This window comes from Streptomyces sp. RLA123, assembly GCF_056270165.1.
The window spans coordinates 4,987,787-5,013,556 of the sequence record NZ_JBWDOR010000003.1; the positions used below are offsets into that span (position 1 = coordinate 4,987,787).

The following is a 25,770-nucleotide window of genomic DNA, read 5'->3' on the forward strand; positions in this document are numbered from 1 at the left end:
TGGGCGGTGAGGGCCGCACCGCAGAAGCGCCAACGCGACTTCAATGCGCCTTCCCCGACGGTCGACGTTGGGGGATTCCATGCAAGGAGAACTAGATGAACCGCAGTGAGCTGGTGGCCGCGCTGTCCGAGCGCGCCGAGGTGACCCGCAAGGACGCCGACGCCGTTCTGGCCGCGTTCGCCGAGGTCGTCGGCGAGATCGTCGCCAAGGGCGACGAGAAGGTCACCATTCCCGGCTTCCTGACCTTCGAGCGCAGCCACCGTGCCGCTCGTACCGCGCGCAACCCGCAGACCGGGGACCCGATCCAGATCCCGGCCGGCTACAGCGTCAAGGTCTCCGCGGGCTCGAAGCTCAAGGAAGCCGCCAAGGGCAAGTAAGGCCCCAGGTGTGCGAAAGGGCGACCTCCCGGCTGGGGAGGCCGCCCTTTCGCACACCTGGAGCCCGCTGGGACCCCGGCCGGCCGCTGGGGCCCGGAGGGACCCAGGAGGGCCTGCGGGGCCGCCACGGCCCCGCAGGTCAGCTCGCGGCGGGCAGCTCGACCTTGGCGCCGAGCTTCTCGAGCTTCTCCATGAAGTTCTCGTAGCCGCGGTTGATCAGGTCGATGCCGTGCACCCGCGAGGTGCCCTGCGCCGCCAGGGCGGCGATCAGGTACGAGAAGCCGCCGCGCAGGTCCGGGATGACCAGGTCGGAGCCCTGGAGCTTCGTGGGGCCGCTGACGACCGCGGAGTGCAGGAAGTTGCGCTGGCCGAAGCGGCAGGGGGTGCCGCCCAGGCATTCGCGGTAGAGCTGGATGTGGGCACCCATCTGGTTCAGTGCCGAGGTGAAGCCGAGCCGGGACTCGTAGACCGTCTCGTGGACGATGGACAGGCCCGAGGCCTGCGTCAGCGCCACGACCAGCGGCTGCTGCCAGTCGGTCTGGAAGCCGGGGTGGACGTCGGTCTCCAGCGCGATGGCGTTCAGCGGGCCGCCGGGGTGCCAGAAGCGGATCCCGTCGTCGTCGACCTCGAAGGCGCCGCCGACCTTGCGGAAGACGTTCAGGAAGGTCATCATCTCGCGCTGGCTGGAGCCGCGGACGTAGATGTTTCCCTCGGTGGCCAGGGCCGCGCAGGCCCAGGAGGCGGCCTCCAGGCGGTCCGGCAGGGCGCGGTGGTTGTAGCCGCCGAGCTTGTCCACGCCGGTGATGTGGATGCTGCGGTTGGTGCCCATCGTGATGATGGCGCCCATCTTCTGCAGGACGCAGATGAGGTCCTCGATCTCCGGCTCGATCGCGGCGTTGCCCAGCTCGGTGACACCCTCGGCCAGGACGGCCGTCAGCAGCACCTGCTCGGTCGCGCCGACCGACGGGTACGGGAGCTCGATCTTGCAGCCGCGCAGCCGCTGCGGGGCCTCCAGGTACTGGCCCTCGGGGCGCTTCTCGATGACCGCGCCGAACTTGCGCAGCACGTCGAAGTGGAAGTCGATCGGCCGGCCGCCGATGTCGCAGCCGCCCAGGCCGGGGATGAACGCATGCCCCAGACGGTGCAGCAGCGGGCCGCAGAAGAGGATCGGGATGCGCGAGGAGCCCGCGTGCGCGTCGATGTCGGCGACGTTCGCGCTCTCGACCTTCGACGGGTCGAGCACCAGCTCGCCGGACTCCTCGCCCTCCTGCACCGTCACGCCGTGCAGTTGGAGCAGGCGCCGCACCACGCGCACGTCGCGGATGGAGGGCACATTGCGCAGCCGGCTCGGCTCGCTGCCGAGCAGGGCGGCCACCATGGCCTTGGGCACGAGGTTCTTCGCGCCGCGCACATGGATTTCACCCTCCAGCGGGGTGCCGCCGTGGACGAGCAGTACATCGTTAAGGCCGGTCATTGCTCTCGCGTTCCTGGAGAGGGGCAGAAATGAGGCGGGGTCCCCGCAGGCACCGGAGAGAAATGGTAATCGGCCTTCCATGCCCGCGGTCAGGGCTGTGAGGTCCCACTCATGTAATGGCTTCGCTACAGCACCCTGCGCGGTCGTGCGGTGGCCGTGGGTTGCCGGAACGGCTGTCCCGGGAGCCTCAGGAGTACCTGAAGCGCCGCATTGCCACCCCGCGCGGATGAGTAATGCGGGATTATGTTGGCCATGACCGAAGTGTCATCGCTCACCGGCAGGCTCCTTGTCGCGACGCCCGCCCTCGCGGACCCGAATTTCGACCGGGCGGTGGTGCTGCTCCTCGATCACGACGAGGAGGGCTCCCTGGGTGTCGTCCTCAACCGTCCCACACCGGTCGGTGTCGGTGACGTCCTCGAGCCGTGGGCGAATCTCGCCGGCTCCCCGCAGGTGGTCTTCCAGGGCGGCCCGGTCTCCCTGGACTCCGCGCTCGGCCTGGCGGTCGTCCCCGGGGAGCCCAGGGACGGCGAGGACGGGGAGCCGCTGGGCTGGCGCCGGGTGTTCGGCGCGATCGGCCTGGTGGACCTGGAGGCGCCGCCCGAGCTGCTGGCCGCCGAGCTGGGCTCGCTGCGGATCTTCGCCGGGTACGCCGGATGGGGGCCCGGCCAGCTGGAGGACGAACTCGGCGAGGGCGCCTGGTACGTGGTGGAGTCCGAGCCCGGGGACGTGTTCTCGCCCGATCCCGAGCAGCTGTGGCGTTCGGTGCTGCGGCGGCAGCGCAGCGAACTCGCGATGGTCGCCACGTACCCGGACGATCCGTCTCTCAATTAGGCTTGCGTGCCATGAGCACTCTTGAGCCCGAGCGCGGGGCGGGCACCGGCACCCTCGTCGAGCCGACCCCGCAGGTGTCGAACGGCGATGGCGACCACGAGCGCTTCGCGCACTATGTGCAGAAGGACAAGATCATGGAGAGCGCGCTCTCCGGATCGCCGGTGGTCGCGCTGTGCGGCAAGGTCTGGGTGCCCGGCCGCGACCCGAAGAAGTACCCGGTCTGCCCCATGTGCAAGGAGATCTTCGAGTCCATGCCCGCCGGTGGCGGCGGCGGGGACAAGGACAAGAGCGGCAAGAAGTAGCCGCCGCGGGCCCGGACGGGTGCGGCCGCCGGAACGGTGCGGCCGCACCTTTCGCGTTGCCCGCGCCCGGTACGGCGGGCGGCGCGGGCGCCAAGATGGCGTGAATGGTCTATGCCAATCTCGCCCCGCCCGGCAGGATGGGCGCCATGGATCTCATCCCGGCGCCCGCGGAGGCGCACCGGCACGCCGACATCGGTCACTTCGAGCTGCGTCCCGGCACCTCGCTGTCCGCCGGCCCCGGGGCCGGGCGGACCGCCCGCTGGCTGCGGTCGGCCCTCGGCGCGGCGACCGGCTTCGCGCTGCTGCCCGGTGACGGCGGGGGCGACGGATCGATCACGCTGAGCCTGGACCGCGAGGCCGCCGCGGAGCTCGGGGCCGAGGGCTACCGGCTGTCGGTGGCCCCCGGGCAGGGTGTCCGCATCGACGGCGGAGGGGCCGCGGGGCTGTTCTGGGGCGCGCAGACGCTGCGTCAGCTGCTGGGGCCCGAGGCCTACCGCCGGGCACCGCTGGCGGGCCGCTCCTGGCGCCTGCCGTACTGCGACATCGCCGACGCCCCCCGCTTCGCGTGGCGCGGGGTGCTGCTGGACGTCGCGCGGCACTTCATGCCCAAGGACGTCGTCCTGCGCTACGTCGACCTGCTCGCGGCGCACAAACTCAACGTCCTGCACCTGCATCTGACCGACGACCAGGGCTGGCGGGTGGAGATCCGCCGCCACCCGCGGCTCACCGAGGTCGGCGCCTGGCGCACCCGCACCAAGGTGGGCCTGCGCGAGTCGCCGCTGTGGGACGAGCGCCCGCACGGCGGCTACTACACCCACGACGACATCCGCGAGATCGTCGCGTACGCCGCCGAACGGCATGTCACCGTCGTCCCCGAGATCGACATCCCCGGGCACTCGCAGGCGGCCATCGCCGCCTGCCCCGAACTCGGCGTCACCGACGTGGTCGACACCACCGCCCTGCCGGTGCTGACCGGTTGGGGCATCAACCCGAACGTCCTGGCCCCGGTCGAGAGCACCCTGCGCTTCTACGAGGACGTGCTGGCCGAGGTCCTGGCGCTCTTCCCGTCGACCTTCGTGCACATCGGCGGCGACGAGTGCCCCAAGGACCAGTGGAAGGCCTCGGCGATCGTCCAGGCCCGGATCAAGGAGCTCGGGCTGCGTGACGAGGACGAGCTGCAGAGCTGGTTCGTCCGGCACTTCGACCGCTGGCTGGCCGACCGCGGCCGGCGCCTCATCGGCTGGGACGAGATCCTGGAAGGTGGCGAGGAGCGCCGGAAGGGGGAGCGGGCGCCCGGGGACGAGACGACGGAGTACGGCCTCACGCCGGGCGCGGCGGTGTCCTCCTGGCGGGGCTACGAGGGCGGGATCGCGGCCGCGCGGGCGGGTCATGACGTCGTGATGTGCCCGGAGTCACAGGTCTACCTGGACTGGCGGCAGGCCCCCGGCGACGACGAGCCGGTGCCGATCGCGCACGTGCGGACCCTGGAGGACGTCTACCGGTTCGAGCCGGTGCCGGACAACCTGAGCCCGCGCGAGGCCGCGCACGTCATCGGCGCGCAGGCCAACATCTGGACCGAGACGATGGACTCCGTGCGGGCGGTGGACTACATGGCGTTCCCGCGGCTGGCCGCGTTCGCCGAGACCGTGTGGAGCCCGTTGCCCGCGCCCGCCGAACGGGACGTCGAGGGCTTTGTCGCGCGAATGGCCACCCACTACGGGCGACTTGACGCACTGGGGGTCGAATACCGGCCGCCGGGCGGCCCGCTGCCGTGGCAGCGGCGGCCCGGAGTCGTCGGACGTCCGATCGAGGGACCGCCCCCGATCGTGTGAGCCGGGCCACAACCCGCGGCCCCGGCAAGCCCGGGGCTGGCAGGGTGGATTGGTCAAACATCGCAAGACTTGTGAAGGGTGCTATTTCACCTGTGAGATGACGAACGGTGCAAAGCGGACTGATGCCCATCCGGAGGGCGGGCTATCCTTTGCGACCCTCGCGTTGATCACCCCGGAAGATGTGCCAGAGTTGCCACGTCCGGGCTGTCAGCACGTACCGTACGGCTACCGCGCCGCGGACAGCCGGGGAAGGGGCAGCTGCGTGAGCACGTACGCACGGCAGGCAATGCGCAATGTCGCGTTGCCGTCCTCGCTCGACGAGGCCGTGGCGGCCTTGGCCGCCGCGCCCGCCGCCGTGCCCGTCGCCGGAGGCACCGACCTCATGGCGGCCGTGAACGCCGGGCTGCTGCGCCCCGCGGGACTCGTCGGCCTCGGGCGGATCAGCGAGATCCGCGGATGGCAGTACGCGGACGGCGCCGCACTCCTCGGCGCCGGCCTCACCCACGCCCGGATGGGCCGCCCGGACTTCGCCGCGCTCATCCCCGCCCTGGCCGCCGCCGCGCGCGCCGCCGGCCCCCCGCAGATCCGCAACGCCGGCACGCTCGGCGGCAACATCGCCGGCGCCGCACCCGCCGGCGACTCGCTGCCCGTGCTGGCCGCCCTGGAGGCCTCGGTCGTCGTCGCCGGGCCCGGGGGCAACCGTGAACTGCCCGTCAGCCACCTGCTCACCGGCCTGGACCCGCTGCGTCCCGGGGAGCTCCTGGCGTACGTGCGGGTCCCGCTGCTGCACGCGCCGCAGACCTTCCTCAAGGCCACCGGCCGTACCGGGCCGGGCCGCGCGATCGCGTCCGTGGCCGTCGTTCTCGACCCGGCCCGCCGGGGCGTACGCTGCGCGGTGGGAGCTGTCGCACCGGTGCCGCTGCGGCCGCTCGAGGCCGAACGCTGGGTCGCCGGGCTGATCGACTGGGACGGCGAGCGGACGCTGGCACCCGAGGCCCTCACGGCCTTCGGGGAGTACGCCGCAGCCGCCTGCATCCCCGACCCGCTGCCCGCCCCCGACGGCACCCCGGCCCCCGAACTGCCCGCCGCGGCCCTCCAGCTGCGGCGTACGGTGGCCGCACTGGCCCGCCGTGCGCTGGGGAGGGCACTGGCATGAGCGACGACGTGTACGACGACAGGACATCGGACGGGCGTATGAGCGACCAGCCCCCCTTGGGGACTCCCAGTCCGGAGGACGGGGGATTCGCCCCCGGTCACGGGGTGTGGCAGCCCGTGCCCCACGGCGAGTACGACGCCGACCAGACCATGCACGTCTCGTTCGCCGCCCAGCTGTCCATGACCGAGCCGGGCGCCGATCCGCTCGCCGCCCCCGGCCACGGCTACGCCCCGCAGCCCCCGCAGGGCCCCGCCGGCATCCCGGTCACCGTCGGTACCCCGGGACCGGCCGGCCCGGCGCCGGGTGAGGATCCGGCGACCACCTGGGCCATCCCCGTCGTGCGCGACGGACAGCCCGAACACATGGGTGACCTGAGTGACACCGGTGGTTCGGGCGACTCGGGCGAGTACTCGGTGGGGGCCTTCGCGGCCCCGCCCGAGCACGCCCCCTGGGCGGCCGGTGCCGCCCCGCAGACACCGCCTGTCGCGCCGCGCTCCGAGGGCTGGTCGCTGCCGCCCGACGCCACCGGCCAGTGGAAGCTGCCGATCGCCCCGGACGGCACCGCGGAGGAGTCCGGTGAGTACCGGCTGCCGGACACCGCGCCCACCCCGCCCGCGGCCGCCGAGCCGCTGCCGGCGCCCCACGACGGTCCCGGGGACCCCGGCACGGACGCCGCCGGCGACGAGGCCGGAACCGAGGAGCCCGGAGCCGACGAGCCGGAGGACCCGCACAGCGAACACCCGCAGGCCTCCTACGTCCTCAACGTCAACGGCGCCGACCGCCCTGTCACCGACGCGTGGCTCGGCGAGTCCCTGCTCTACGTCCTGCGCGAGCGGCTGGGGCTGGCCGGCGCCAAGGACGGCTGCGAGCAGGGCGAGTGCGGTGCCTGCTCGGTCAAGGTCGACGGCCGGCTCGTCGCCTCCTGCCTGGTGCCCGCCGCGACCGCCGCGGGCTCCGACGTCCGCACGGTCGAGGGGCTGTCCGCCGACGGCCGGCCCTCGGACGTGCAGCGGGCGCTCGCCGAGTGCGGGGCCGTGCAGTGCGGCTTCTGCATCCCGGGCATGGCGATGACCGTGCACGACCTGCTGGAGGGCAACCACCACCCCAGCGAGCTGGAGACCCGGCAGGCCATCAGCGGCAACCTCTGCCGCTGCAGCGGCTACCAGGGCATCCTGGAGGCCGTCCGCACGGTCGTCGCGGAGCGCGAGGAGGTCGCGGAGGCGGCCGACGGCGCCGACGGCGAACCGGCCGCGGAGGCCGTCCGCGTCCCGCACCCGCGCCCCTCCACCGGAGGCCCGGCGTGACCCCGCACAGCCACCGCACCCCGCACCCCCCCACCCCTCGCGGCAGCGAAAGGTACGCGCGATGACGGGCCCCGACGCCGCGACGGCCACTCCGGCCATGGGCACCTCGGCGGCCGCCGCCGAGACGCCGCCCGCCGACGCGCACCCCCACGGCATCGGCGCGTCCCTGGCCGCCGCCGACGCGACCGCCAAGACCCAGGGCACCTACCCGTACGCCGCCGACCTGTGGGCCGAGGGCCTGCTGTGGGCCGCCGTGCTGCGCTCCCCGCACCCGCACGCGCGCATCGTCGCCATCGACACCGCCGAGGCCGTCGCGATGCCCGGCGTGCGCGCCGTGGTGACCCACGAGGACGTGCCCGGCGACGCCATGCACGGCCGCCGCGTCGCCGACCGCCCGGTCTTCGCCAAGGACACCGTCCGGCACCACGGCGAGGCCATCGCCGCCGTGGCCGCCGACCACCCCGACACCGCCCGGCTGGCCGCCGCCGCCATCCAGGTCGAGTACGAGGTGCTGGAACCCGTCATCGACCCCGAACGGGCCTTCTCGGCGCCCCCGCTGCACCCCGACGGCAACCTGATCCGGCACATCCCGCTGCAGTTCGGCGACCCGGACGCGGTCGGCGAGGTCATCGTCGAGGGCCTGTACCGGGTGGGCCGCCAGGACCCGGCCCCGATCGGCGCCGAGGCCGGCCTCGCCGTGCCCCGCCCCGACGGCGGCGTCGAGCTGTACGTGGCCTCCACCGACCCGCACACCGACCGCGACCTGGCCGCCGCCTGCTTCGGCCTGGAGCAGGACCGCGTCAAGGTCGTCGTCACCGGCGTGCCCGGCGCGATGGGCGACCGCGAGGACTCCGGCGTGCAGATCCCGCTCGGGCTGCTCGCGCTGAAGACCGGCTGCCCGGTGAAGTTCGTGGCCACCCGCGAGGAGTCCTTCCTCAGCCACAGCCACCGCCACCCCACGCTGCTGCGCTACCGCCACCACGCCGACGCAGAGGGCCGGCTGGTCAAGGTCGAGGCCCAGGTGCTGCTGGACGCGGGCGCGTACGCCGACACCTCCTCCGACGCCCTGGCCGCCGCCGTGGCCTTCGCCGCCGGCCCCTACGTCGTCCCGCACGTCTTCGTCGAGGGCTGGGCGGTGCGCACCAACAATCCGCCCTCGGGCCACGTACGGGGCGAGGGCGCGATGCAGGTCTGCGCGGCCTACGAGGGCCAGATGGACAAGCTCGCCGCCAAACTCGGCCTGGACCCGGCCGAGATCCGCATGCGCAACGTCATGGCCACCGGCGACCTGCTGCCCACCGGGCAGTCCGTCACCTGCCCGGCGCCCGTCGGCGAGCTGCTGAAGGCCGTGCGTGACGCCGACCTGCCGCCGCTGCCGGTCGACGACGACGAGTCCGAATGGCTGCTCCCCGGCGGCCTGGAGGGCGCCGGCGAACCGGGCGCGGTGCGCCGCGGCGTGGGCTACGCGCTCGGCATGGTGCACATGCTCGGCGCCGAGGGCACCGACGAGGTCTCCACCGCCACGGTGCGCGTCCACGACGGCGCCGCCACCGTCATCTGCGCCGCCGTCGACACCGGCCAGGGCTTCGCCACCCTCGCCCGGCAGATCGTGCAGGAGGTCCTCGGTATCGAGGACGTCCGCGTCCTGCCCTCCGACACCGACCAGCCCCCGGCGGGCGCCGCCGCGCGCGGGCGCCACACCTGGGTCTCCGGCGGCGCCGTCGAACGCGCCGCCAAGATGGTGCGCACCCAGCTTCTCCAGCCGCTCGCAGGGAAGTTCGGCATGTCCGCCGAACTGCTGTCCATCGCTGACGGCAAGATCACCAGTTACGACGGCGTGCTCTCCACCACCGTCGAGGAGGAGCTGGCCGGCAAGGAGCTGTGGGCCACCGCGCAGTGCCGTCCGCACCCCACCGACCAGCTCGACGAGACCGGCCAGGGCGACGCGTTCGTGGGCCTCGCGTTCTGCGCCGTGCGCGCGGTGGTCGACGTCGACATCGAACTCGGCGCGGTCCGCGTCGTGGAGATGGCCGTCGCGCAGGACGTCGGCCGGGTCCTCAACCCCGCACAGCTGCGGGCCCGCATCGAGGCAGGCGTCACCCAGGGCGTCGGCATGGCCCTCATGGAGGACCTGCGCGCCCCGCGCGGCATCGTCAAGCGGCCCAACCTCACGGGCTACACCCTGCCCACGGCCCTCGACGCCCCCGCGGTGCGCATCGTCAGCCTCGTCGAGGAGCGCGACGTCCTGGCCCCGTTCGGCGCCAAGGCCGCCAGCGCCGTCCCCGTCGTCGTCTCCCCGGCCGCCGTCGCCTCCGCCGTCCGCGCCGCCACCGGCCGCCCGGTCAGCCGCCTGCCGATCCGCCCCCAGCACGCGGTGGTCCGCCCCCAGGCGTGACCTGACCGCGTGCGGCGGGGAAAACCCCGCGCCGCCCCGCCGACGACAACCAGACACGGACCGGCGCCGCGCTGGTGCGGCGGCTGCTCACCGGCCGGCGGTTCCCGCGATGGGCGCGCCTGCCGATCGAGCCGGTGTCCTCGGCGGGCACCGAGAACGCCGTCTACCGGCTCGCGACGACATGGCGGTCCGCCTGCCCCGGAGGGAGGGCGCCGTCGGGCAGATCGGCTTGAACACGCTCTGTCCGCGAGGGCGGCGTCGGGTCCGCGCCGACAAAGGGCGGCGCTACGGTGATTGCCTTTCCCGCGCACCGCTGCGCCGCGTAGACGCGCCTGGGTGGGGCGCAGGAGTTCGCCGCTCGGTGAGACGTTGTGGTCAGTCGATCAGACGCACGCTTGCACCGATCTTCTTCATGCACGCGTCGTCGTATGCCAGCAGGGTGACCACGCCGTACGGGTCGGCCTTGTACTCCGCCGCCATGGTCCAGCCGCGTTGCTTGAGGATCACGCGGATGTCGTAGATCCCGCCGGATCTGTCCTTGCGCTTCACCGGCTCCTTGTTCCTGCTGCCAGTCACGCTCGCGCAGTTCGCGCACCACCGCGTCGTAGCGGTCGACGGCGATCGTGGTGGTCTCTTTGCCGAAGGTCTTGAAACCGAGGCCGCACGATTGCGGCGTGCCCGCCGGAGCGTCCTCGTTCATGCCGGAATTCCGGTTCGCTCGGCGGCACTTCCGCGTCCGCCGCCGAGGTGTCGAGGTCCGTCCGCACGACCTGCTTCGTGAGCGGTCCGGTGCCCTTGGGCCGGGGCGACACCGGAGCACCAGCCGCCCCGGTGCCGGCGTCGCCTGTGCCGCAGCCCGCGGCTCCCAGCGCGATGACCGCTAGCGCCACAGCAGCCCACTTCGTCCCGCGCACAGTCGTACCTTCCCCCCAGGTCGCGGGGCCATATGCCCCATGATCAAGGAGGAGTCTGTCACTCGCAGGAGTGCAAGGGTGAGCGGTTTAAAGGCCACGAGTTCAACAGTGGCAAAGGAAGACCCTCCGGATGCCTCCCGGGTGGGGGAAACCCAGTCCGCCGAGTGGCCGGCGGCCCACGAAAGTGAGGGCCGGCTTGTCGACTTGCTGCGCACCCACCGAGAGGCGCAGGACGCGGAACGGAAGGCGGCTGAGCGATGGGTGGAGGTTCTGCGCATTCTCGGGGTGCCCGAACGTGCCGGCATGGGTCTCATGGGATGGTCGACAGCGGCCATGGCCGCCCGCTGTCAGACGGCCCGATCTGGAGGCCCGTGATGGACGGGCCGGATGACGGCGACGACGGTGCAGCCGGCGTGCTCGTACCGGCCAACTGAGACGGAAACTGAGACGGACGAACAAGGGGGGCGGCACCTCTTCCGAGGTGCCGCCCCCATTGCCTGCCTGGTCAAGGCGGTGGAGGCCGTGGCGGGAATCGAACCCACGTAACTCGATTTGCAGTCGAGCCCCTGAACCACTCGGGCACACGGCCGGGCGTCGTTGACGTACTGCGACCATAGGCGGCCCCGCCCGGGGTGGGTCAACGGATGGGGCGGGGCCGCAACAGGACTGCCATACGCCGTTCATGAGGGGCCGGGAGCTGTCCCGCCTGCGAGGAACTCCTCCACCACCGGGCGGAACAGCGCGGGTTCGTCGACCCAGGGGTAGTGGCCGACGGTGTGCAGGGGCCGCAGGCGGGCGTGCGGAAAGGAGTCCGCGACGAGCTCGCCGGCGTGCATGCCGGTGACCGCGTCGCGGTCACCGGTGAGGACGAGGACCGGGCAGGTCACCTCGCGCAGCCGGGCGAGGAGGGCCTGCCGGGCCTGCTCGTCGACGCCCTGCCAGAAGCCGGCGCGGGGGACCGGGTGGGTCTGGGTGCCCTCGGCGGCGGCGTGGGCGCGCTGGGGGGCGTCCCAGCGGCCGTACGCCATGGGGGCGACCTGCAGGAGGAGTGCGCGGACCCGGCCGAGGTCGTCGGCGCTCTCCAACTCGCCCAGCGCCGCGACCGCCTCGGGCCACCAGGGCTCGCCGGCCCGGCCCTCGAAGATCGCGCGGGCGTCCTCGGGGAGGACGCCCTGCAGTCGTGAGCCGGGCGTGACCAGGATCAGGTGGGTCAGCCGGTCCGCGTACTCGGCGGCGTACGCCTGCGCGGTCGCCGCGGCGGCGTCGTGAGCGAGCAGGGCGAATCGCTCCAGACCGAGGTGGCGGCGCAGCGCCTCCACGTCCTGGGCGAGCCGCGGGAAGGAGTACGCCAGGGGGTCGGCGGCCGGCGCGGTGTCCCCGGTGCCGCGGCTGTCCGGGACGACGAGGCGTCTGACGGTGTCCAGCCCGGCGAGGTCGCCCAGGTACGCGGCGTCGCGGCCGGGCCCGCCGGCGAGCGCGAGGAGCACCGGGCCCTCGCCCTGGTCGCGGTAGGCGATCTCGGTTCCGTCGTACGAAGTGCAGTGCGGCATGGCGTACGCCTTCCCGGCCCGGCGCCGGCCATCTCCGGTCCTAGGCCGAAAGGCCGACTCCGGCGTTGATGGACGCCAGGGGCAAGACGCGTCTACGCCCCTTACCCTGTCGAGGTGACGACCGCCGAAGCCGAGCCGATTCCCGGCAATCAAGACATATCCCTCCTCGTTGAGCCGGACACCGGCACCGACACCATCCTGGGCAGCCGCTACCGCGCGCTGACCCTCGCCATGGTCTCGGTCGTTCTGCTCATCGCCTTCGAGGCCACGGCCGTCGGTACGGCCATGCCGGTCGCCGCGCGCGAACTCGACGGGTTGCCGCTGTACGCCTTCGCCTTCTCCGGCTTCTTCACCACCTCTTTGTTCGCGATGGTCGTCAGCGGCCAGTGGTCGGACCGCAGCGGCCCGCTCGCGCCGCTCGTCACCGGCATCGGCGCGTTCGCCGCCGGCCTGCTGATCTCCGGTACCGCGCAGTCGATGTGGGTGTTCGTCCTCGGCCGCGCCGTGCAGGGGATCGGCGGCGGGCTCGTCATCGTCGCCCTGTACGTCGTCGTGGGCCTGGCCTATCCCGAACGGCTGCGGCCCGCCGTCATGGCCGGCTTCGCCGCGTCCTGGGTGGTGCCCTCCATCGTCGGCCCGCTCGTGGCGGGCACGGTCACCGAGCAGTTCGGCTGGCGCTGGGTCTTCCTCTCCATCCCGGTCCTGATCGTGCCCCCGCTGCTCATCGGCCTGCCCGCGATGCGCCGGATGCCCGTCCAGCCGCCTCCGGACGACCGCCGCGCCCCCGACGGCCGCCGCATCCGGCTCGCCCTGGCCGTCTCTGCGGGCGCCGGCCTTCTGCAGTACGCCGGGCAGGACCTGCGGCCGCTGTCCCTGGTCCTCGCGGCGGCCGGCGCGGCCCTCATCGTCCCGGCGGCATTGAGACTGCTGCCGCGCGGCACGTTCCGCGCGGGGCGCGGGCTGCCGTCGGTGGTCCTGCTGCGCGGCGTCGCCTCGGGCACCTTCCTCGGCGCCGAGACCTTCGTGCCGCTCATGCTGGTCACACAGCGGCACCTGTCGCCGACCCTCGCCGGGCTCTCCCTCGCGTCCGGCGGCATCACCTGGGGCATCGGCTCCTGGATCCAAGGCCGCCCCCGCCTCGAACCGTACCGGGACCGTATGGCCGTCATCGGCATGTTCCTCATGGCCTCCGCCATCGCCGGTGTCGCCCTCCCGCTGGTCGACGCAGCCCCGGTCTGGAGCGCGGCCGCCGCGTGGGCCGTGGGCGGCCTGGGAGCCGGCCTGGTGATCTCCTCCCTGAGCGTCATCCTCTTCAAGCTCTCGCCTCCCTCCGAGGCCGGCGCCAACTCCGCCGCGCTCCAGGTCTCCGACGCCCTGTCCAGCGTCGTGCTCGTCGCCGCCGCCGGCACCACGTTCGCCGCCCTGGGCGGTGCGACGGGAGCCTTCGCCGCCGTCTTCCTGCCCATGTCCGTGCTCAGCCTCGCGGGCGTCGCCGTGGCGGCACGGCTCCGGCCGAAATCCGGGTGAGCCGAACGCGCCGGGCGGCTACCGTCGCGGTGTGAAAGAGCTGACCCTCGTCTTCACCGACGCCGAGTGGGAGTCCCTCGACGACCTGGCCGACGCGCACGGCGTCACGGTCGCCGAGCTCGTGCGCACGGCGGTACGCGCCTACCAGGACGCGGAAGCGGCCCGCGCCCAGGCATCCGGGGCGTCCCTCGCGGATGCCCACGCGGATCTGCTGCGCAGGCTCGGGGAGTGAGCGTGCGCCACCTCACTGTGGGCGAGGTCACGGAGCTCGCCCGGTTCGCGTGCGGCGGAGAACCGCCGGCGGTGCGCGACCCCGGGCTGCTCGCCTCGGCCGTCCACCGGCCGCGCGCCCGCATGTTCGGCGTCGCCGCGTACACGGATCTCCACGCGTGCGCGGGCGCCCTGCTGCACGGCATCGCCGCCAACCACCCCCTCGTCGACGGCAACAAGCGGACCGCGTGGCTCGCGACGGCGGTCCTCCTCGACCTCAACGGGGTCGATCTGCGATCCGCCGACCAGGACGCGGCCTACGATCTCGTCATCTCGGTCGCCTCCGGCGCGGTCGCGGACCCGCATCGCATCGGCGAGGCCCTGCGCTCGTTGGCGCCCCGGTAGCCGCGCGCTGCGCTTCGCTGTCCCGGGTTTTCCCCGCCCGCCCTCCCTCCCCCAGCCTCCGGCCGGGGTACCCGCGAGGGAGGGCAGGGAAAGAACCCGGCCGCCACCCACGGGTACGCTGTGACGGCCCCCCCGCCCCCCAACCGTCACCCGGAGACCGTGACTACCACCGCCCCGCACAACGCCAGCGCCTCTCATCACCTCTCGCCCGCGTTCCCCGGACGCGCCCCCTGGGGCACCGCCGGCAAGCTGCGTGCCTGGCAGCAGGGCGCGCTCGAGCGCTACGTCGAGACGCAGCCGCGCGACTTCCTCGCGGTCGCGACCCCGGGCGCCGGCAAGACGACCTTCGCGCTCACCCTGGCCTCGTACCTGCTCCACAACCACCTGGTGCAGCAGATCACCGTGGTCGCCCCCACCGAGCACCTGAAGAAGCAGTGGGCGGAGGCGGCCGCGCGGATAGGCATCAAGCTGGACCCGGAGTACAGCGCGGGCCCGGTGGGGCGGGACTACCACGGCGTGGTGGTCACCTACGCGGGCGTGGGCGTCCGTCCGATGCTGCACCGCAACCGCTGCGAGCAGCGCAAGACCCTGGTGATCCTGGACGAGATCCACCACGCGGGCGACAGCAAGTCCTGGGGCGAGGCGTGCCAGGAGGCGTTCGAGCCGGCGGCCCGCCGGCTCGCGCTGACCGGGACGCCGTTCCGGTCGGACACCAACCCCATCCCGTTCGTGACGTACGAGGAGGGCAACGACGGCATCCGCCGTTCGTCCGCCGACTACACGTACGGCTATGGCAACGCGCTCGCGGACGGCGTCGTCCGCCCTGTGATCTTCCTCTCCTACAGCGGCAACATGCGCTGGCGGACGAAGGCCGGCGACGAGATCGCCGCGCGCCTGGGCGAGCCGATGACGAGGGACGCGATCGGGCAGGCCTGGCGCACCGCGCTGGCTCCGACGGGTGACTGGATCCCCAATGTGCTGCGCGCGGCGGACGTGCGGCTCACGGAGGTCCGCAAGTCGATCCCGGACGCGGGAGCGCTGGTGATCGCCACCGACCAGGAGTCGGCGCGGGCCTACGCCAAGCTGATCCGGGAGATCACTGGGCACAAGGCGACCCTCGTGCTCTCCGACGACGTGGGCGCCTCGTCCCGCATCGAGGAGTTCACCTCGAGCGACGACCGCTGGATGGTGGCCGTCCGCATGGTGTCGGAGGGCGTCGACGTGCCGCGCCTGGCGGTGGGTGTGTACGCCACGACGATCTCCACGCCGCTGTTCTTCGCGCAGGCCGTGGGCCGCTTCGTGCGGTCGCGGCGCCGCGGCGAGACGGCGTCGGTGTTCGTGCCGACCATCCCGATGCTGCTGGACTTCGCCAACGAGATGGAGGTGGAGCGCGACCACGTCCTGGACAAGCCGAAGAAGGAGGGCGAGGAGGACCCGTACGCGGAGTCCGAGAAGGAACTCGCCGAGGCCGAGAAGCAGCAGGACGAGGACACCGGCGAGCAGGACATGCTGCCCTTCGAGGCGCTGGAGTCGGACGCGGTCTTCGACCGGGTGCTGTACGACGGCGCCGAGTTCGGCATGCAGGCACATCCGGGCAGCGAGGAGGAACAGGACTACCTGGGCATCCCCGGCCTGCTCGAACCCGACCAGGTGCAGATGCTGCTCCAGCGGCGGCAGGCGCGGCAGATCGCGCACAGCCGCAAGAAGCCGGACGCCGAGGCGGATCTGCTGGAACTGCCCGCCGAGCGGCGCCCGGTGGTCAGCCACAAGGAGATGCTGGAGCTCCGCAAGCGGCTCAACACCCTTGTGTCCGCGTACAACCACCAGAGCGGCAAGCCCCACGGGGTGATCCACAACGAGCTGCGCCGGGTGTGCGGCGGCCCGCCGAGCGCGGAGGCGACGGCGGGTCAGCTCAACGAGCGCATCAAGAAGGTCCAGGAGTGGGCCACCCGGATGCGCTGACCGTCGGTCGCGCCCGGTCCCGCCCGTCGGACGGAAGTGACGCCCCGTCAGCCATGCTGTGAATCTTGCGGTGTGATGCGCCGTTGGCTGAAGGATTTACGTTCGACGGGTCGCCATGCCCGGCCGCATGACCGGATTGTGGACGAAGTCTTCCGCTGAGCGGTACGCATCGCTACCGTTCCGGTCACGCAACGCGCCGTGGCAACGCAGCCTCGGGGCGCAGCCGGTACCGCCAGACCGACCGGTGGCTTCTCCGCGCTCTGCCGCGGGACCGGCAGTGCTTCCCGCCGTGAGAGAAGTGCCACCACTCACGAGAAGGGGGCGTCGTGACCGCGGAGACGTCTCAGACGCTCGACCGGGGCCTGCGGGTCCTGAAGCTGCTGGCCGACACCGACCACGGGCTCACCGTCACCGAGCTCGCCATGAAGCTGGGCGTCAACCGCACGGTCGTCTACCGTCTGCTGGCCACCTTGGAACAGCACTCGCTGGTCCGCCGCGACCTCGGCGGCCGGGCCCGGGTCGGCCTCGGCGTCCTGCGCCTGGCCCACCAGGTGCACCCGCTGCTGCGCGAGGCAGCGCTCCCCGCGCTGCGCTCCCTGGCCGAGGACATCGGCGCCACGGCCCACCTCACCCTGGTCGACGGTACCGAGGCGCTGGCGGTGGCGGTCGTCGAGCCCAGCTGGACCGACTACCACGTCGCCTACCGCACCGGGTTCCGGCACTCCCTCGACCGCGGCGCCGCGGGCCGCGCGATCCTCGCCGGGCGCAACACGCAGCCGTACGCACCGGATCCCCGCTGTGCCGAGGGGCCCGCCTACGTCCTCACCCACGGCGAACTGGAGGCCGGCGCGAGCGGCGCGGCGGCCCCGCTGGTGGGCGTACCCGGGATAGAGGGGAGCGTCGGGGTGGTCATGCTCTCCGACTCGGTGCCCGAGCGGGTCGGGCCGCGGGTCGTGGAGGCGGCGGTGGAGGTCGCGGACGCCCTGCGCTAGGGCCGGCCGCGGGGGAGGGCTGTGGCACGTCCCACCCGGCGCGGTGAACTACATTCACCCCATGTCCTTCGCCACCGCCCGCAGCCGGACCCTCGCCGTGTGCGCGGCCCTCGTCGTCGCCCTGCTGGCGGTCGCCGCGTTCGCGCCCCTGCCGATCTCGATCGTCGTGCCCGGGCTGACGGCCGACGTGCTCGGCAGCGACCAGGGCAAGCCGGTGATCACGGTCACCGGCACCCCGACGCGCGGCACCTCCGGTCAGCTGCGGATGACGACGATCGCCGCGACGAACCCGGACGCCGTCGTCCGTTTCGGCGATGTGCTGAAGGCGTGGTTCGCGACCGGCCAGGCGGCGATGCCGCGGGACGCGGTCTACCCGACCGGCGGCAGCGTCAAGGAGATCGAGAAGCACAATCAGGCGGAGATGACCGAGTCGCAGGACGCCGCGACGACCGCCGCGCTGGCGCACCTCGGGCTGTCGCCGTCCAAGGTGAAGGTCGGCCTCCACCTGGCGGACGTCGGCGGCCCGAGCGCCGGGCTGATGTTCAGCCTCGGCATCATCGACAAGATCAACGGCAACGGCCACGGCGGCGACCTCACCGGAGGCCGGCGGATCGCCGGTACGGGGACGATCACGCCGGGCGGCGAGGTCGGTGCGGTCGGCGGTGTGCCGCTCAAGGAGCGGGCCGCCCGGCGCGACGGCGCGACCGTCTTCCTCGTTCCGAAGGGCGAGTGCGCCGACGCCAAGGCCGAACTCCCCAAGGGGCTGCGCCTGGTGCCGGTGACCACGCTCGACGGCGCGATCGACGCCCTGAAGGCGCTCGGCAGCGGCGGCAAGGTCCCCACCTGCTAGGGCGGCGGCCGGCAGGGCGGCCGCCCTACACGCGCTTGGCGTCCATCGTGCGCCAGGAGGGGAAGACCAGCGGGCACAGCGTCGCCGCGAGGTACACGGCACCGACGGCGAGCAGTGCGGCCGGCAGCCCCACGCCGTCCACCAGGTAACCCGCCGCCAGGCCGCCCATCGGCGTGGTGAGCAGCACCCCGGCGCCCAGGGTGCCGAGGGCGCGGCTGCGCAGTTCGTCCGGGACGTGCTCGAACGTCACCGTCGACAGGATCGGGTTGAGCGCGCCCGCCGCCAGGCCGGCGATCACCATCGTCACCGCGAGCGCGCCCCCTCCGGGCACCAACGCGGCGACCACGAACCGCGGCGCCCCGCACAGCAGGAAGCACACCGTGTAGACCGGCCACCGGAGCAGCCGGTGGCCCACCGCGCCGTACGCCAGTGCCCCGGCGAGAGCGCCGGCCCCGAAGAGGCCGGAGAGCAGGCCGAGCTGGACCGATCCGCCGAGCTCCCGCTCGGCGTGCACGGGAAGCAGCACCGAACTCCAGCCCACGTCCAGCCCGTTGGTGACCATGACCATCAGTGTGATGGCGAGCAGCAGCCGGCTCCGGACGAGGAAGACGTACCCCTCGCGCAGTTCGGCCCGGTACGTGCGCAGGGAGACCGGCTCCGCGCCGGCGACCGGTTCTGAGCCGGTCAGTCCGCGGATGCCGAAGGCGATCAGCAGCGCGGAGACCCCGAAGGTCGCCGCGTCGACCAGCAGCACCGCCTCCGCCCCCAGGACGGCGATGAGTACCCCGCCCAGCGAGGCTCCCAGCATGCGTGCCCCGCGCGAGGCGCCGTCGAAGTAGCCCGCGGCGCGTCCCAGCGGCGTCCCGGCCCGCTCGGCCAGGACGGGCAGCAGCACTTCGCGGGCGGTCTCGCCGGGGGCGTGGAGGAGCCCGCTGACCGCCATCAGCGCGCACAACTGCCAGAAACGCAGCACCCCCGCGAAGTGCAGCAGCGGGATGGCCGCCACGGCGACCGCGCACACCGCGTCCGAGACCACCGACGTCCTGCGCCGCCCGAAGCGGTCGATGACCGGTCCGCCGCCGATGGCGGAGATCACGACCGGCAGGGTCGCGCAGAAGGCCGCCAGCCCGGCGCGGGCGGCGCTGCCGGTGGTCTGGAGCACGAACCACGGCACGGCCAGCATCGTGAGCGCGTTGCCGCTGATCGACACGACGTTGGCGGCGAGGACCAGGCGCAGCGGCCGCCGGTCGGGCGCCGCGGGTACGGCGGCCGTCGCGGCGCCGTCGGATATACCGGTTCCGGTGTCCATGGTTCTTGCCCCGTTGTTCGTTCGGCAGCTCAGTCCGCGGGTCGCGGAAAGAGGTGCAGATGGACGCGGACGGACTCGGCGCCGGGATCCTCCGCGGCCGGATCGCGGTAGCTCTCCAGCACCGCGTGCAGCTCGGCCCCCAGCGCGCGGGCGCGCGCGGGCGTGAGCCGCAGGCTGAAGTCGCTGAGGTCGAAGCTGCTGCTCCACTCGTCGGACCAGTCGTCCATCGCCGTGAGCCAGGAGTCCAGCTCTGCGGTGTGGTGCATGGCGACCGCCCGGGCGAACAGGGCGATGGCGCCCCGCACTTCGGGGTCCGGGTGGGCGAGGAACTCCCCGGCGTCGAAAACGGTGCCCCGGTGCGCGGCCTTCCACCAGCGCTCCCGGGCCGTGCCGCGCCCCGGATCCTCCTCGACGAAGCCGTGCGTGGCCAGTTGGCGCAGGTGGTAGCTCGTGGCGCCGCTGGACTCGCCGAGCCGAGCCGTGCCGCGAGCCCGGACGCGGTGGCGGGCCCGTGCTCGCGGAGCGCGCCGAGCAGCCGGATGCGCAGCGGGTGCGCGAGCCCGCGCAGGGTGCGGGGGTCGAGGCTGACGACCGCGGGGTCCGGTTCGGGGCCGTCGGCGCCGGGGGCGGGGGCGGGGTGGGGCGGCATGAGGCCACAGTGGAAGTTGCCAAGACATCTTTGCAAGGCTTTCTTTGCACCGCTCTGCCCGGCGCTGCCGCGCGGGCGCTCACCCCTCCTTGATGAAGCCCTCCTTGACCAGCCAGTCCTTCGCCACCGCGCGCGGGTCCTCGCCCTGGACGTCCACCTTCGCGTTCAGTTCGCGTCCCACGGCCGTGGTCAGCTTCCGCGAGATCGGGTCGAGCAGTCCCCGGATCGCGGGCCAGCGCTTGAGGGCCTTGCTGTTGACGACGGGGGCGGCGTCGTAGTTGGGGAAGAAGTGCTTGTCGTCCTCCATGACCTCCAGGTGCAGGGAGGCGATCCGGCCGTCCGTCGTGTAGACCTCGCCGAGCAGGCAGGACCCCGGCTTCGGGATCTGCGTGTAGATGACCCCGGTGTCCATCTTCCTGATGTTGGAGGCGGGCACGTTCATGCCGTACGCCTTCACCATGCCGGGCAGCCCGTCGTCGCGGGAGGCGAACTCGTTCTCGACGCACAAGGTGACGGCCGACGGGTTCTTCCGGGAGAGCGCGGCGACGTCGGAGAGGGTCCGCAGGCCGTGGGGGCGGTTCTTCGCCCGGGTGGTGGCGAGGGCGTAGGTGTTGTCGAGGGTGGACGGCGGCAGCCAGGTGATGCCGTTCTTGAGGTCGGCGTCGTGGACGGCCTGCCACTGCGCCTGCGGATCGGTGATCGGCTTGTCGTTGCCGAGGTAGGTGATCCACGCGGTGCCGGTGTACTCGTACATGGCGTCCGCGTCGCCGGAGCGGACGGCCTCGCGGGCCCCGATCGAGCCCTGGATGTTGGTCCGGTCCAGGACGTCGGCACCGGCGGCCTTGAAGACCAGTCCGATCATCGAGCCGAGGATGATCTGCTCGCTGAAGCTCTTGGATGTCACCGTCAGGGACGCCCCCTTCAGCGGGAGGCCCTGGCCGACGCTGCCGGGACGGACGTCGTCCGCCAGCGGGCTGCCGCTCTTGAGCCCGCAGCCCGGCGCCGCGGCCAGCAGCGCCGCGCACGAGGTCAGGGCCACGGTCGTGCGCCGGCGCGTCATGTGTCCTCCAGGCCGCGCGGGCGCATCATCTGCTCGGCGAGCGAGGCGAGCCAGTCCACGAGCAGCGCGAGCACCACGGTCAGCACCGAGCCCAGGATCAGCACCGGCATGCGCTGGGTGACGATGCCGGTGGTGATGATGTCGCCGAGGCCGCCGCCGCCGACGAAGGTGGCCAGCGTCGCCGTGCCGACGTTGAGCACCAGCGCCGTCCGCACCCCGGCGAGGATCAGCGGCACGGCCAGCGGCAGTTCGACCCGCGACAGCGTTCCCAGCGCCGACATCCCGATGCCGCGCGAGGCCTCGACGAGCGTCGGGTCGATCGCCCGCAGGCCCGCCATGGTGTTGGACAGCACCGGCAGCACGGCGTAGACGACCATGCCCACCAGGGCCGTACGCGGCCCGATGCCGAGCCAGATCACCAGCAGCGCCAGCATCCCGATGGCCGGGGTCGCCTGCCCGACGTTGGCGACCGCCGTCACGACGGGCGCGGCGGCCCGCAGCCTCCGCCGGGTCAGGGCGGTGCCCAGCGGGATCGCGATGACCAGCACCCAGAAGGTGGACCAGGCGGTGAGCTTGATGTGCTGCCACAGCCGCACCTGGACGGTGTCGCCGGCCAGGGCGTTCTCGGCGATGGAGTCGAGGTGGACGCTGCTGATCCACCCATAGGTGGCGATGAGCACCGCGGCCAGCACGGCGGGGGTGACCACCAGGTGCCGCCAAGTGAGCCGCCGCCGGGGCGGTGCGCCGGCCGCGGGGGGCTCGTCGGGGCGTTCGCCGTCCCCGGGGGGCTCGGCGAGGGCGGCCGGCCCACGGGCGGGCGGGGGGCCGGGGAGGCCGGAGGCGCCCGCGGAGTCCCGGCGGCCCGTCATGCCCGCGCTCCCGGTTCGTGGTCGGCGCCCTCCTGCTCCGCCCGGGTCTGCGGGCCGCGCAGCTCCTCCAGGTCGTGCCGGTGCTCCAGCGCCGCCAGCCGGTCGGCCTCCAGCATCTCGTGGACGGAGTTGAGCAGCGTCTCCATGTCCACCACGCCGGTGAACTCCCCGCGCCGGCCGGTGACCGCGACGCGCCCGCTGCTGTCGGTCAGCACCGCCTCCAGGGCGTCCCGCAGTGTCGCGTCCCGGGTGACCGTGTCGCCCACGAGGGTCCCGGCCCGGGCGAGGGAGCCCTTGGCCCGCATCAGGTCGCCGCGGCGCAGCCACTTGTAGGGGCGGCCCTTGCCGTCCAGCAGCAGCAGTTCGTTGGTCAGGCTCGACGCCCGCAGCCGGTCGAAGATCGACTGCAGGGGGTCGTCCACGCTCACCGTCGGGAAGTCGGCGACACCCACGTCGCGGACCCGGGTGAGGTTGAGCCGCTTCAGGGCCGCGCCCGCGCCGACGAAACCGGAGACGAAGTCGTCGGCCGGATTGGTCAGGATCGCCTCAGGGGTGTCGAACTGGGCGATGTGGGAGCGTTCGCGCAGCACGGCGATGCGGTCGCCGAGCTTGATGGCCTCGTCGAAGTCGTGGGTGACGAAGACGATGGTCTTGTGCAGTTCGTGCTGGAGCCGGATCAGCTCGTCCTGGAGGTGGTCGCGGGTGATCGGGTCGACCGCGCCGAAGGGCTCGTCCATCAGCAGCACCGGCGGGTCGGCGGCCAGCGCCCGCGCCACGCCCACCCGCTGCTGCTGGCCGCCCGACAACTGGCGGGGGTAGCGGCCCCGGAACTCGCGCGGGTCCAGGCCCACCAGGTCCAGCATCTCGGCGACCCGGTCCCGTACCCGGGCCCTGGACCAGCCGACCATCCGCGGGACGAGTGCGATGTTCTCCGCGACCGTCATGTGCGGGAAGAGCCCGGAGGACTGGATCGCGTAGCCGATCTTGCGCCGCAGCTTCACCGGGTCCATGTCGGTGACGTCCTCGCCGCCGATGCGGATGCGGCCGGAGGTCGGCTCGATCAGCCGGTTGATCATCTTCAGGGTGGTGGACTTGCCGCAGCCGGACGGCCCGACGAAGATCACCGTCTCGCCCGCCTTGATCTCCATGGAGACGCTGTCCACGGCCGGTTCGGCGCTGCCCGGGTAGCGCTTGGTCAGCTGTTCCAGTTCGATGGTCGCGCCCGCCGCCTCAGCCACGGATCCCCCTCGGGATGGTCAGCCGCCCGATCAGCACGTAGGCGGCGTCGAAGAGCAGCGCGAGGACGACGATGCCGATCGTGCCGGCCAATACCTGGTTGAGGGCGTTGGCGCTGCCGAGCGAGGCGATGCCGCGGAAGATCTCGTTGCCCAGACCGGGCCCGGAGGCGTACGCGGCGATCGCGGCGATGCCCATCAGTATCTGGGTCGCCACCCGGATGCCGGTCAGGATCGGCGGCCACGCCAGCGGCAGTTCCACCCGGGCCAGCGCCGCCGGGCGCGACATGCCGATCCCGCGGGCGGCGTCCACCAGGGCCGGGTCGACCCCGCGCAGGCCCACGATGGTGTTGCGGACCACCGGCAGCAGCCCGTACAGCGTCAGCGCGGTGACCGTCGGGGGGACACCGAGGCCCAGCCAGGGGATCAGCAGACCGATCAGCGCCAGCGAGGGGATGGTGAGGATCGTCGCGGTCGAGGTGACGGCGAGGCCCGCCGTCCAGCCGCGGCGGTAGCTGAGCACGCCCACCGCCACACCGATGGCGGTGGCCAGCACCATGCACTGGAAGACCAGGCTGGCCTGCTGGTAGGCGTCGATCAGCAGTTGCTCGTGGCGGCTGGTGAGGTACTCCCAGAAGCTCATCCGGCCTCACCACCTGCCTGCCCTCGCCCGCCGCCGACGGCACCGATCACGGATCCGCGTCCCGTGCCGCCTGCTCGACCAGCGGAATGATCCGCAGCGGGACCGGATTCTCCATGACGATCGCCGTGGCGGCCCGCACGATGCCATCAAAACCCACAACCCGGTCGATCACACGTTGGAGATCGGCGTTGGACCGGGCCACCAGGCGGCAGAGCATGTCCCCCTCGCCGGTCGTGGTGTGCAGCTCCAGCACCTCCGGCACGGCCCTCAAGTGCGCCCGCACATCCGGGCCTTGGCCCTGCTTGATCTCCAGCGTCGCGAACGCCGTCACGGGATAGCCGAGTGCCGCCGGGTCCACCTGCGGGCCGAAGCCCCGGATCACTCCATTGGCCTGAAGCCGGTCCAGTCGTGCCTGCACGGTGCCGCGGGCGACGCCGAGCCGCCGTGAGGCCTCCAGTACGCCGATCCGCGGCTCCTGCGCGAGGAGCGCGATCAGCCGTCCGTCCAGTCCGTCGATGCCCATGGTCCGTCCGCCGGCCCCTCGTGTTCGTCGCGGTGACAGTGGTCACTCTGTGCAGAATGCCGCCCGGTAGGCCCGAACCGCTGTACAGATTGCGCACTCGTTCAGGGAACTATTGCGCAGCTTGGCCCCCGGAGCGAGGCTGGCGCCATGACTGAGACCCTGGATCACACTCCCGGCACCGCAGGCGACGCCGACCCGTTCCCGGTGAAGGGGATGGACGCGGTCGTCTTCGCGGTGGGCAACGCCAAGCAGGCGGCGCACTACTACTCGACCGCCTTCGGCATGAAGCGCGTCGCCTACTCCGGACCGGAGAACGGCAGCCGCGAGACCGCGTCGTACGTGCTGGAGTCCGGCGGCGCCCGGTTCGTGTTCACCTCCGTCGTCCGCGCCGCCGGTGACCACGGCCGCTTCCTGGAGCAGCACGTGGCCGCCCACGGCGACGGTGTCGTCGACCTGGCCCTGGAGGTCCCCGACGTCCGCGCCGCGTACGACTACGCCCTCGCGCACGGCGCGACCGGGCTGGAGGCGCCGCACGAGGTCTCGGACGAGTACGGCACGGTCGTCCTGGCCGCCATCGCCACCTACGGCGAGACCCGCCACACGCTCGTGGAGCGCGGCGGCTACAAGGGCCCGTACCTGCCCGGCTACGTCGCCGCCGAGCCGATCGTGGAGCCCCCGGCCAAGCGCTTCTTCCAGGCCATCGACCACTGCGTCGGCAATGTCGAGCTCGGAAAGATGAACGACTGGGTCACCTTCTACAACCGCGTCATGGGCTTCACGAACATGAAGGAGTTCGTCGGCGACGACATCGCCACCGAGTACTCCGCGCTGATGTCGAAGGTCGTGGCGGACGGCACGCTGAAGGTCAAGTTCCCGATCAACGAGCCCGCGATCGCGAAGAAGAAGTCGCAGATCGACGAGTACCTGGAGTTCTACGGCGGCCCCGGCGTGCAGCACATCGCGCTGGCCACCAACGACATCGTCGCGACCGTGCGCGCGATGCGCGCGGCGGGCGTGGAGTTCCTGGACACGCCCGACTCCTACTACGACACCCTGGGGGAGTGGGTCGGCGACACCCGCGTGCCGATCGACACGCTGCGTGAGCTGAAGATCCTCGCAGACCGGGACGAAGACGGCTACTTGCTGCAGATCTTCACCAAGCCCGTCCAGGATCGCCCGACCGTCTTCTTCGAAATGATCGAGCGACACGGTTCGATGGGCTTCGGCAAGGGCAACTTCAAGGCCCTCTTCGAAGCGATCGAGCGCGAGCAGGAGCGCCGCGGCAACCTCTGATCCCTTCGCCGTGAATTCCGGCGCCGGACCGCGCCCCCGCGGGGGAGGGCGTGGGCCGGCGCCGGTCACCCCGCCCGGTCGTCGTCCTTCCGCGCCGCTCCCGGCGGT

23 protein-coding genes, 1 tRNA gene and 2 pseudogenes are annotated in these 25,770 nt (G+C 72.7%); 15 read left to right on the forward strand and 11 right to left on the reverse strand.

The window, feature by feature from the left end:
* The first annotated feature begins 95 nt into the window (after positions 1 to 95).
* Positions 96 to 377, forward strand: coding sequence for an HU family DNA-binding protein (locus RV983_RS22650; protein WP_018564081.1), 282 nt, complete (start codon positions 96 to 98; stop codon positions 375 to 377).
* A gap of 139 nt (positions 378 to 516) precedes the next feature.
* On the opposite strand, the gene murA is transcribed toward RV983_RS22650, so the two are convergent.
* Complete coding sequence (gene murA / locus RV983_RS22655) at positions 517 to 1,851, reverse strand: UDP-N-acetylglucosamine 1-carboxyvinyltransferase (protein ID WP_475987570.1); 1,335 nt, start codon at positions 1,849 to 1,851, stop codon at positions 517 to 519.
* A 252-nt stretch (positions 1,852 to 2,103) separates the two neighbouring features.
* Here murA and RV983_RS22660 point away from each other — a divergent pair, with 252 nt between their 5' ends.
* From RV983_RS22660 to RV983_RS22685, 6 genes are all read left to right on the forward strand, one after another.
* Entirely contained in the window at positions 2,104 to 2,682 is a 579-nt protein-coding gene (locus tag RV983_RS22660; protein WP_475987571.1) for a YqgE/AlgH family protein, read from the forward strand.
* A gap of 11 nt (positions 2,683 to 2,693) precedes the next feature.
* The gene (locus RV983_RS22665; protein ID WP_475987572.1) at positions 2,694 to 2,984 is read left to right on the forward strand and encodes a DUF3039 domain-containing protein; all 291 of its coding nucleotides are present in this window, start codon (positions 2,694 to 2,696) and stop codon (positions 2,982 to 2,984) included.
* Between the two features lie 146 nt (positions 2,985 to 3,130).
* Positions 3,131 to 4,816 carry a beta-N-acetylhexosaminidase gene (locus tag RV983_RS22670; protein ID WP_475987573.1) on the forward strand — a complete coding sequence of 562 codons (1,686 nt, stop codon included), beginning with the start codon at positions 3,131 to 3,133 and terminating at the stop codon, positions 4,814 to 4,816.
* Between the two features lie 262 nt (positions 4,817 to 5,078).
* Entirely contained in the window at positions 5,079 to 5,972 is an 894-nt protein-coding gene (locus tag RV983_RS22675; protein WP_475987574.1) for an FAD binding domain-containing protein, read from the forward strand.
* Positions 5,969 to 7,276, forward strand: coding sequence for a (2Fe-2S)-binding protein (locus tag RV983_RS22680; protein ID WP_475987575.1), 1,308 nt, complete (start codon positions 5,969 to 5,971; stop codon positions 7,274 to 7,276). Before RV983_RS22675 ends, RV983_RS22680 begins: the two co-directional genes overlap by 4 nt.
* A 61-nt stretch (positions 7,277 to 7,337) precedes the next feature.
* Positions 7,338 to 9,671 (forward strand): xanthine dehydrogenase family protein molybdopterin-binding subunit, encoded by a 2,334-nt coding sequence (locus RV983_RS22685; protein ID WP_475987576.1) that lies wholly within the window; start codon positions 7,338 to 7,340, stop codon positions 9,669 to 9,671.
* Positions 9,672 to 10,046: 375 nt separating this feature from the next.
* Here RV983_RS22685 and RV983_RS22690 read toward each other — a convergent pair whose 3' ends face one another.
* Complete coding sequence (locus RV983_RS22690) at positions 10,047 to 10,247, reverse strand: hypothetical protein (protein WP_475987577.1); 201 nt, start codon at positions 10,245 to 10,247, stop codon at positions 10,047 to 10,049.
* 530 nt (positions 10,248 to 10,777) lie between these two features.
* Between RV983_RS22690 and RV983_RS22695 the strand changes: the two are divergent.
* Positions 10,778 to 10,936 (forward strand): annotated as a pseudogene (locus tag RV983_RS22695) (site-specific integrase); the annotation flags it as partial.
* A 163-nt stretch (positions 10,937 to 11,099) separates the two neighbouring features.
* Here RV983_RS22695 and RV983_RS22700 read toward each other — a convergent pair.
* Both RV983_RS22700 and RV983_RS22705 read right to left on the reverse strand, forming a co-directional pair.
* Positions 11,100 to 11,174, reverse strand: a tRNA-Cys gene (locus tag RV983_RS22700).
* A gap of 91 nt (positions 11,175 to 11,265) precedes the next feature.
* On the reverse strand, positions 11,266 to 12,135 hold the full coding sequence (locus RV983_RS22705; RefSeq protein WP_475987578.1) for an alpha/beta fold hydrolase: 870 nt from the start codon (positions 12,133 to 12,135) through the stop codon (positions 11,266 to 11,268).
* Positions 12,136 to 12,249: 114 nt separating this feature from the next.
* On the opposite strand from RV983_RS22705, the gene RV983_RS22710 reads away from it, so the two are divergent.
* The 6 genes from RV983_RS22710 to RV983_RS22735 all read left to right on the forward strand — a co-directional run bounded on the left by RV983_RS22710 (position 12,250) and on the right by RV983_RS22735 (position 18,081).
* Complete coding sequence (locus tag RV983_RS22710; RefSeq protein WP_475987579.1) at positions 12,250 to 13,662, forward strand: MFS transporter; 1,413 nt, start codon at positions 12,250 to 12,252, stop codon at positions 13,660 to 13,662.
* 31 nt (positions 13,663 to 13,693) lie between these two features.
* On the forward strand, positions 13,694 to 13,894 hold the full coding sequence (locus tag RV983_RS22715) for a hypothetical protein (protein WP_475987580.1): 201 nt from the start codon (positions 13,694 to 13,696) through the stop codon (positions 13,892 to 13,894).
* Between the two features lie 2 nt (positions 13,895 to 13,896).
* Positions 13,897 to 14,277, forward strand: coding sequence for a type II toxin-antitoxin system death-on-curing family toxin (locus RV983_RS22720; RefSeq protein ID WP_475987581.1), 381 nt, complete (start codon positions 13,897 to 13,899; stop codon positions 14,275 to 14,277).
* Between the two features lie 159 nt (positions 14,278 to 14,436).
* Positions 14,437 to 16,239 (forward strand): DEAD/DEAH box helicase, encoded by a 1,803-nt coding sequence (locus tag RV983_RS22725; RefSeq protein ID WP_475987582.1) that lies wholly within the window; start codon positions 14,437 to 14,439, stop codon positions 16,237 to 16,239.
* A gap of 326 nt (positions 16,240 to 16,565) precedes the next feature.
* Positions 16,566 to 17,231 carry an IclR family transcriptional regulator gene (locus RV983_RS22730; RefSeq protein WP_475987583.1) on the forward strand — a complete coding sequence of 222 codons (666 nt, stop codon included), beginning with the start codon at positions 16,566 to 16,568 and terminating at the stop codon, positions 17,229 to 17,231.
* A gap of 61 nt (positions 17,232 to 17,292) precedes the next feature.
* Complete coding sequence (locus RV983_RS22735; RefSeq protein WP_475987584.1) at positions 17,293 to 18,081, forward strand: S16 family serine protease; 789 nt, start codon at positions 17,293 to 17,295, stop codon at positions 18,079 to 18,081.
* 25 nt (positions 18,082 to 18,106) lie between these two features.
* Here RV983_RS22735 and RV983_RS22740 read toward each other — a convergent pair whose 3' ends face one another.
* The 7 genes and pseudogenes from RV983_RS22740 to RV983_RS22770 all read right to left on the reverse strand — a co-directional run bounded on the left by RV983_RS22740 (position 18,107) and on the right by RV983_RS22770 (position 24,369).
* Positions 18,107 to 19,390: an MFS transporter gene (locus RV983_RS22740; RefSeq protein ID WP_475987585.1), complete on the reverse strand. Its 1,284-nt coding sequence runs from the start codon at positions 19,388 to 19,390 to the stop codon at positions 18,107 to 18,109.
* A 29-nt stretch (positions 19,391 to 19,419) separates the two neighbouring features.
* Positions 19,420 to 20,039: pseudogene (locus RV983_RS22745) on the reverse strand (winged helix-turn-helix domain-containing protein).
* Between the two features lie 79 nt (positions 20,040 to 20,118).
* Positions 20,119 to 21,099: a glycine betaine ABC transporter substrate-binding protein gene (locus RV983_RS22750; protein WP_475987586.1), complete on the reverse strand. Its 981-nt coding sequence runs from the start codon at positions 21,097 to 21,099 to the stop codon at positions 20,119 to 20,121.
* Entirely contained in the window at positions 21,096 to 21,968 is an 873-nt protein-coding gene (locus tag RV983_RS22755; protein ID WP_475987587.1) for an ABC transporter permease, read from the reverse strand. The genes RV983_RS22750 and RV983_RS22755 overlap by 4 nt, the downstream gene beginning before the upstream one ends.
* Complete coding sequence (locus RV983_RS22760) at positions 21,965 to 23,206, reverse strand: betaine/proline/choline family ABC transporter ATP-binding protein (protein ID WP_475987588.1); 1,242 nt, start codon at positions 23,204 to 23,206, stop codon at positions 21,965 to 21,967. Before RV983_RS22760 ends, RV983_RS22755 begins: the two co-directional genes overlap by 4 nt.
* Positions 23,199 to 23,846, reverse strand: coding sequence for an ABC transporter permease (locus tag RV983_RS22765; RefSeq protein WP_475987589.1), 648 nt, complete (start codon positions 23,844 to 23,846; stop codon positions 23,199 to 23,201). Before RV983_RS22765 ends, RV983_RS22760 begins: the two co-directional genes overlap by 8 nt.
* A 46-nt stretch (positions 23,847 to 23,892) precedes the next feature.
* Positions 23,893 to 24,369, reverse strand: a complete 477-nt coding sequence (locus RV983_RS22770) for an Lrp/AsnC family transcriptional regulator (protein ID WP_475987590.1) — start codon at positions 24,367 to 24,369, stop codon at positions 23,893 to 23,895.
* 147 nt (positions 24,370 to 24,516) lie between these two features.
* Here RV983_RS22770 and hppD point away from each other — a divergent pair, with 147 nt between their 5' ends.
* Positions 24,517 to 25,662 carry a 4-hydroxyphenylpyruvate dioxygenase gene (hppD, locus tag RV983_RS22775; RefSeq protein WP_475987591.1) on the forward strand — a complete coding sequence of 382 codons (1,146 nt, stop codon included), beginning with the start codon at positions 24,517 to 24,519 and terminating at the stop codon, positions 25,660 to 25,662.
* The last annotated feature ends 108 nt before the right edge of the window (positions 25,663 to 25,770 follow it).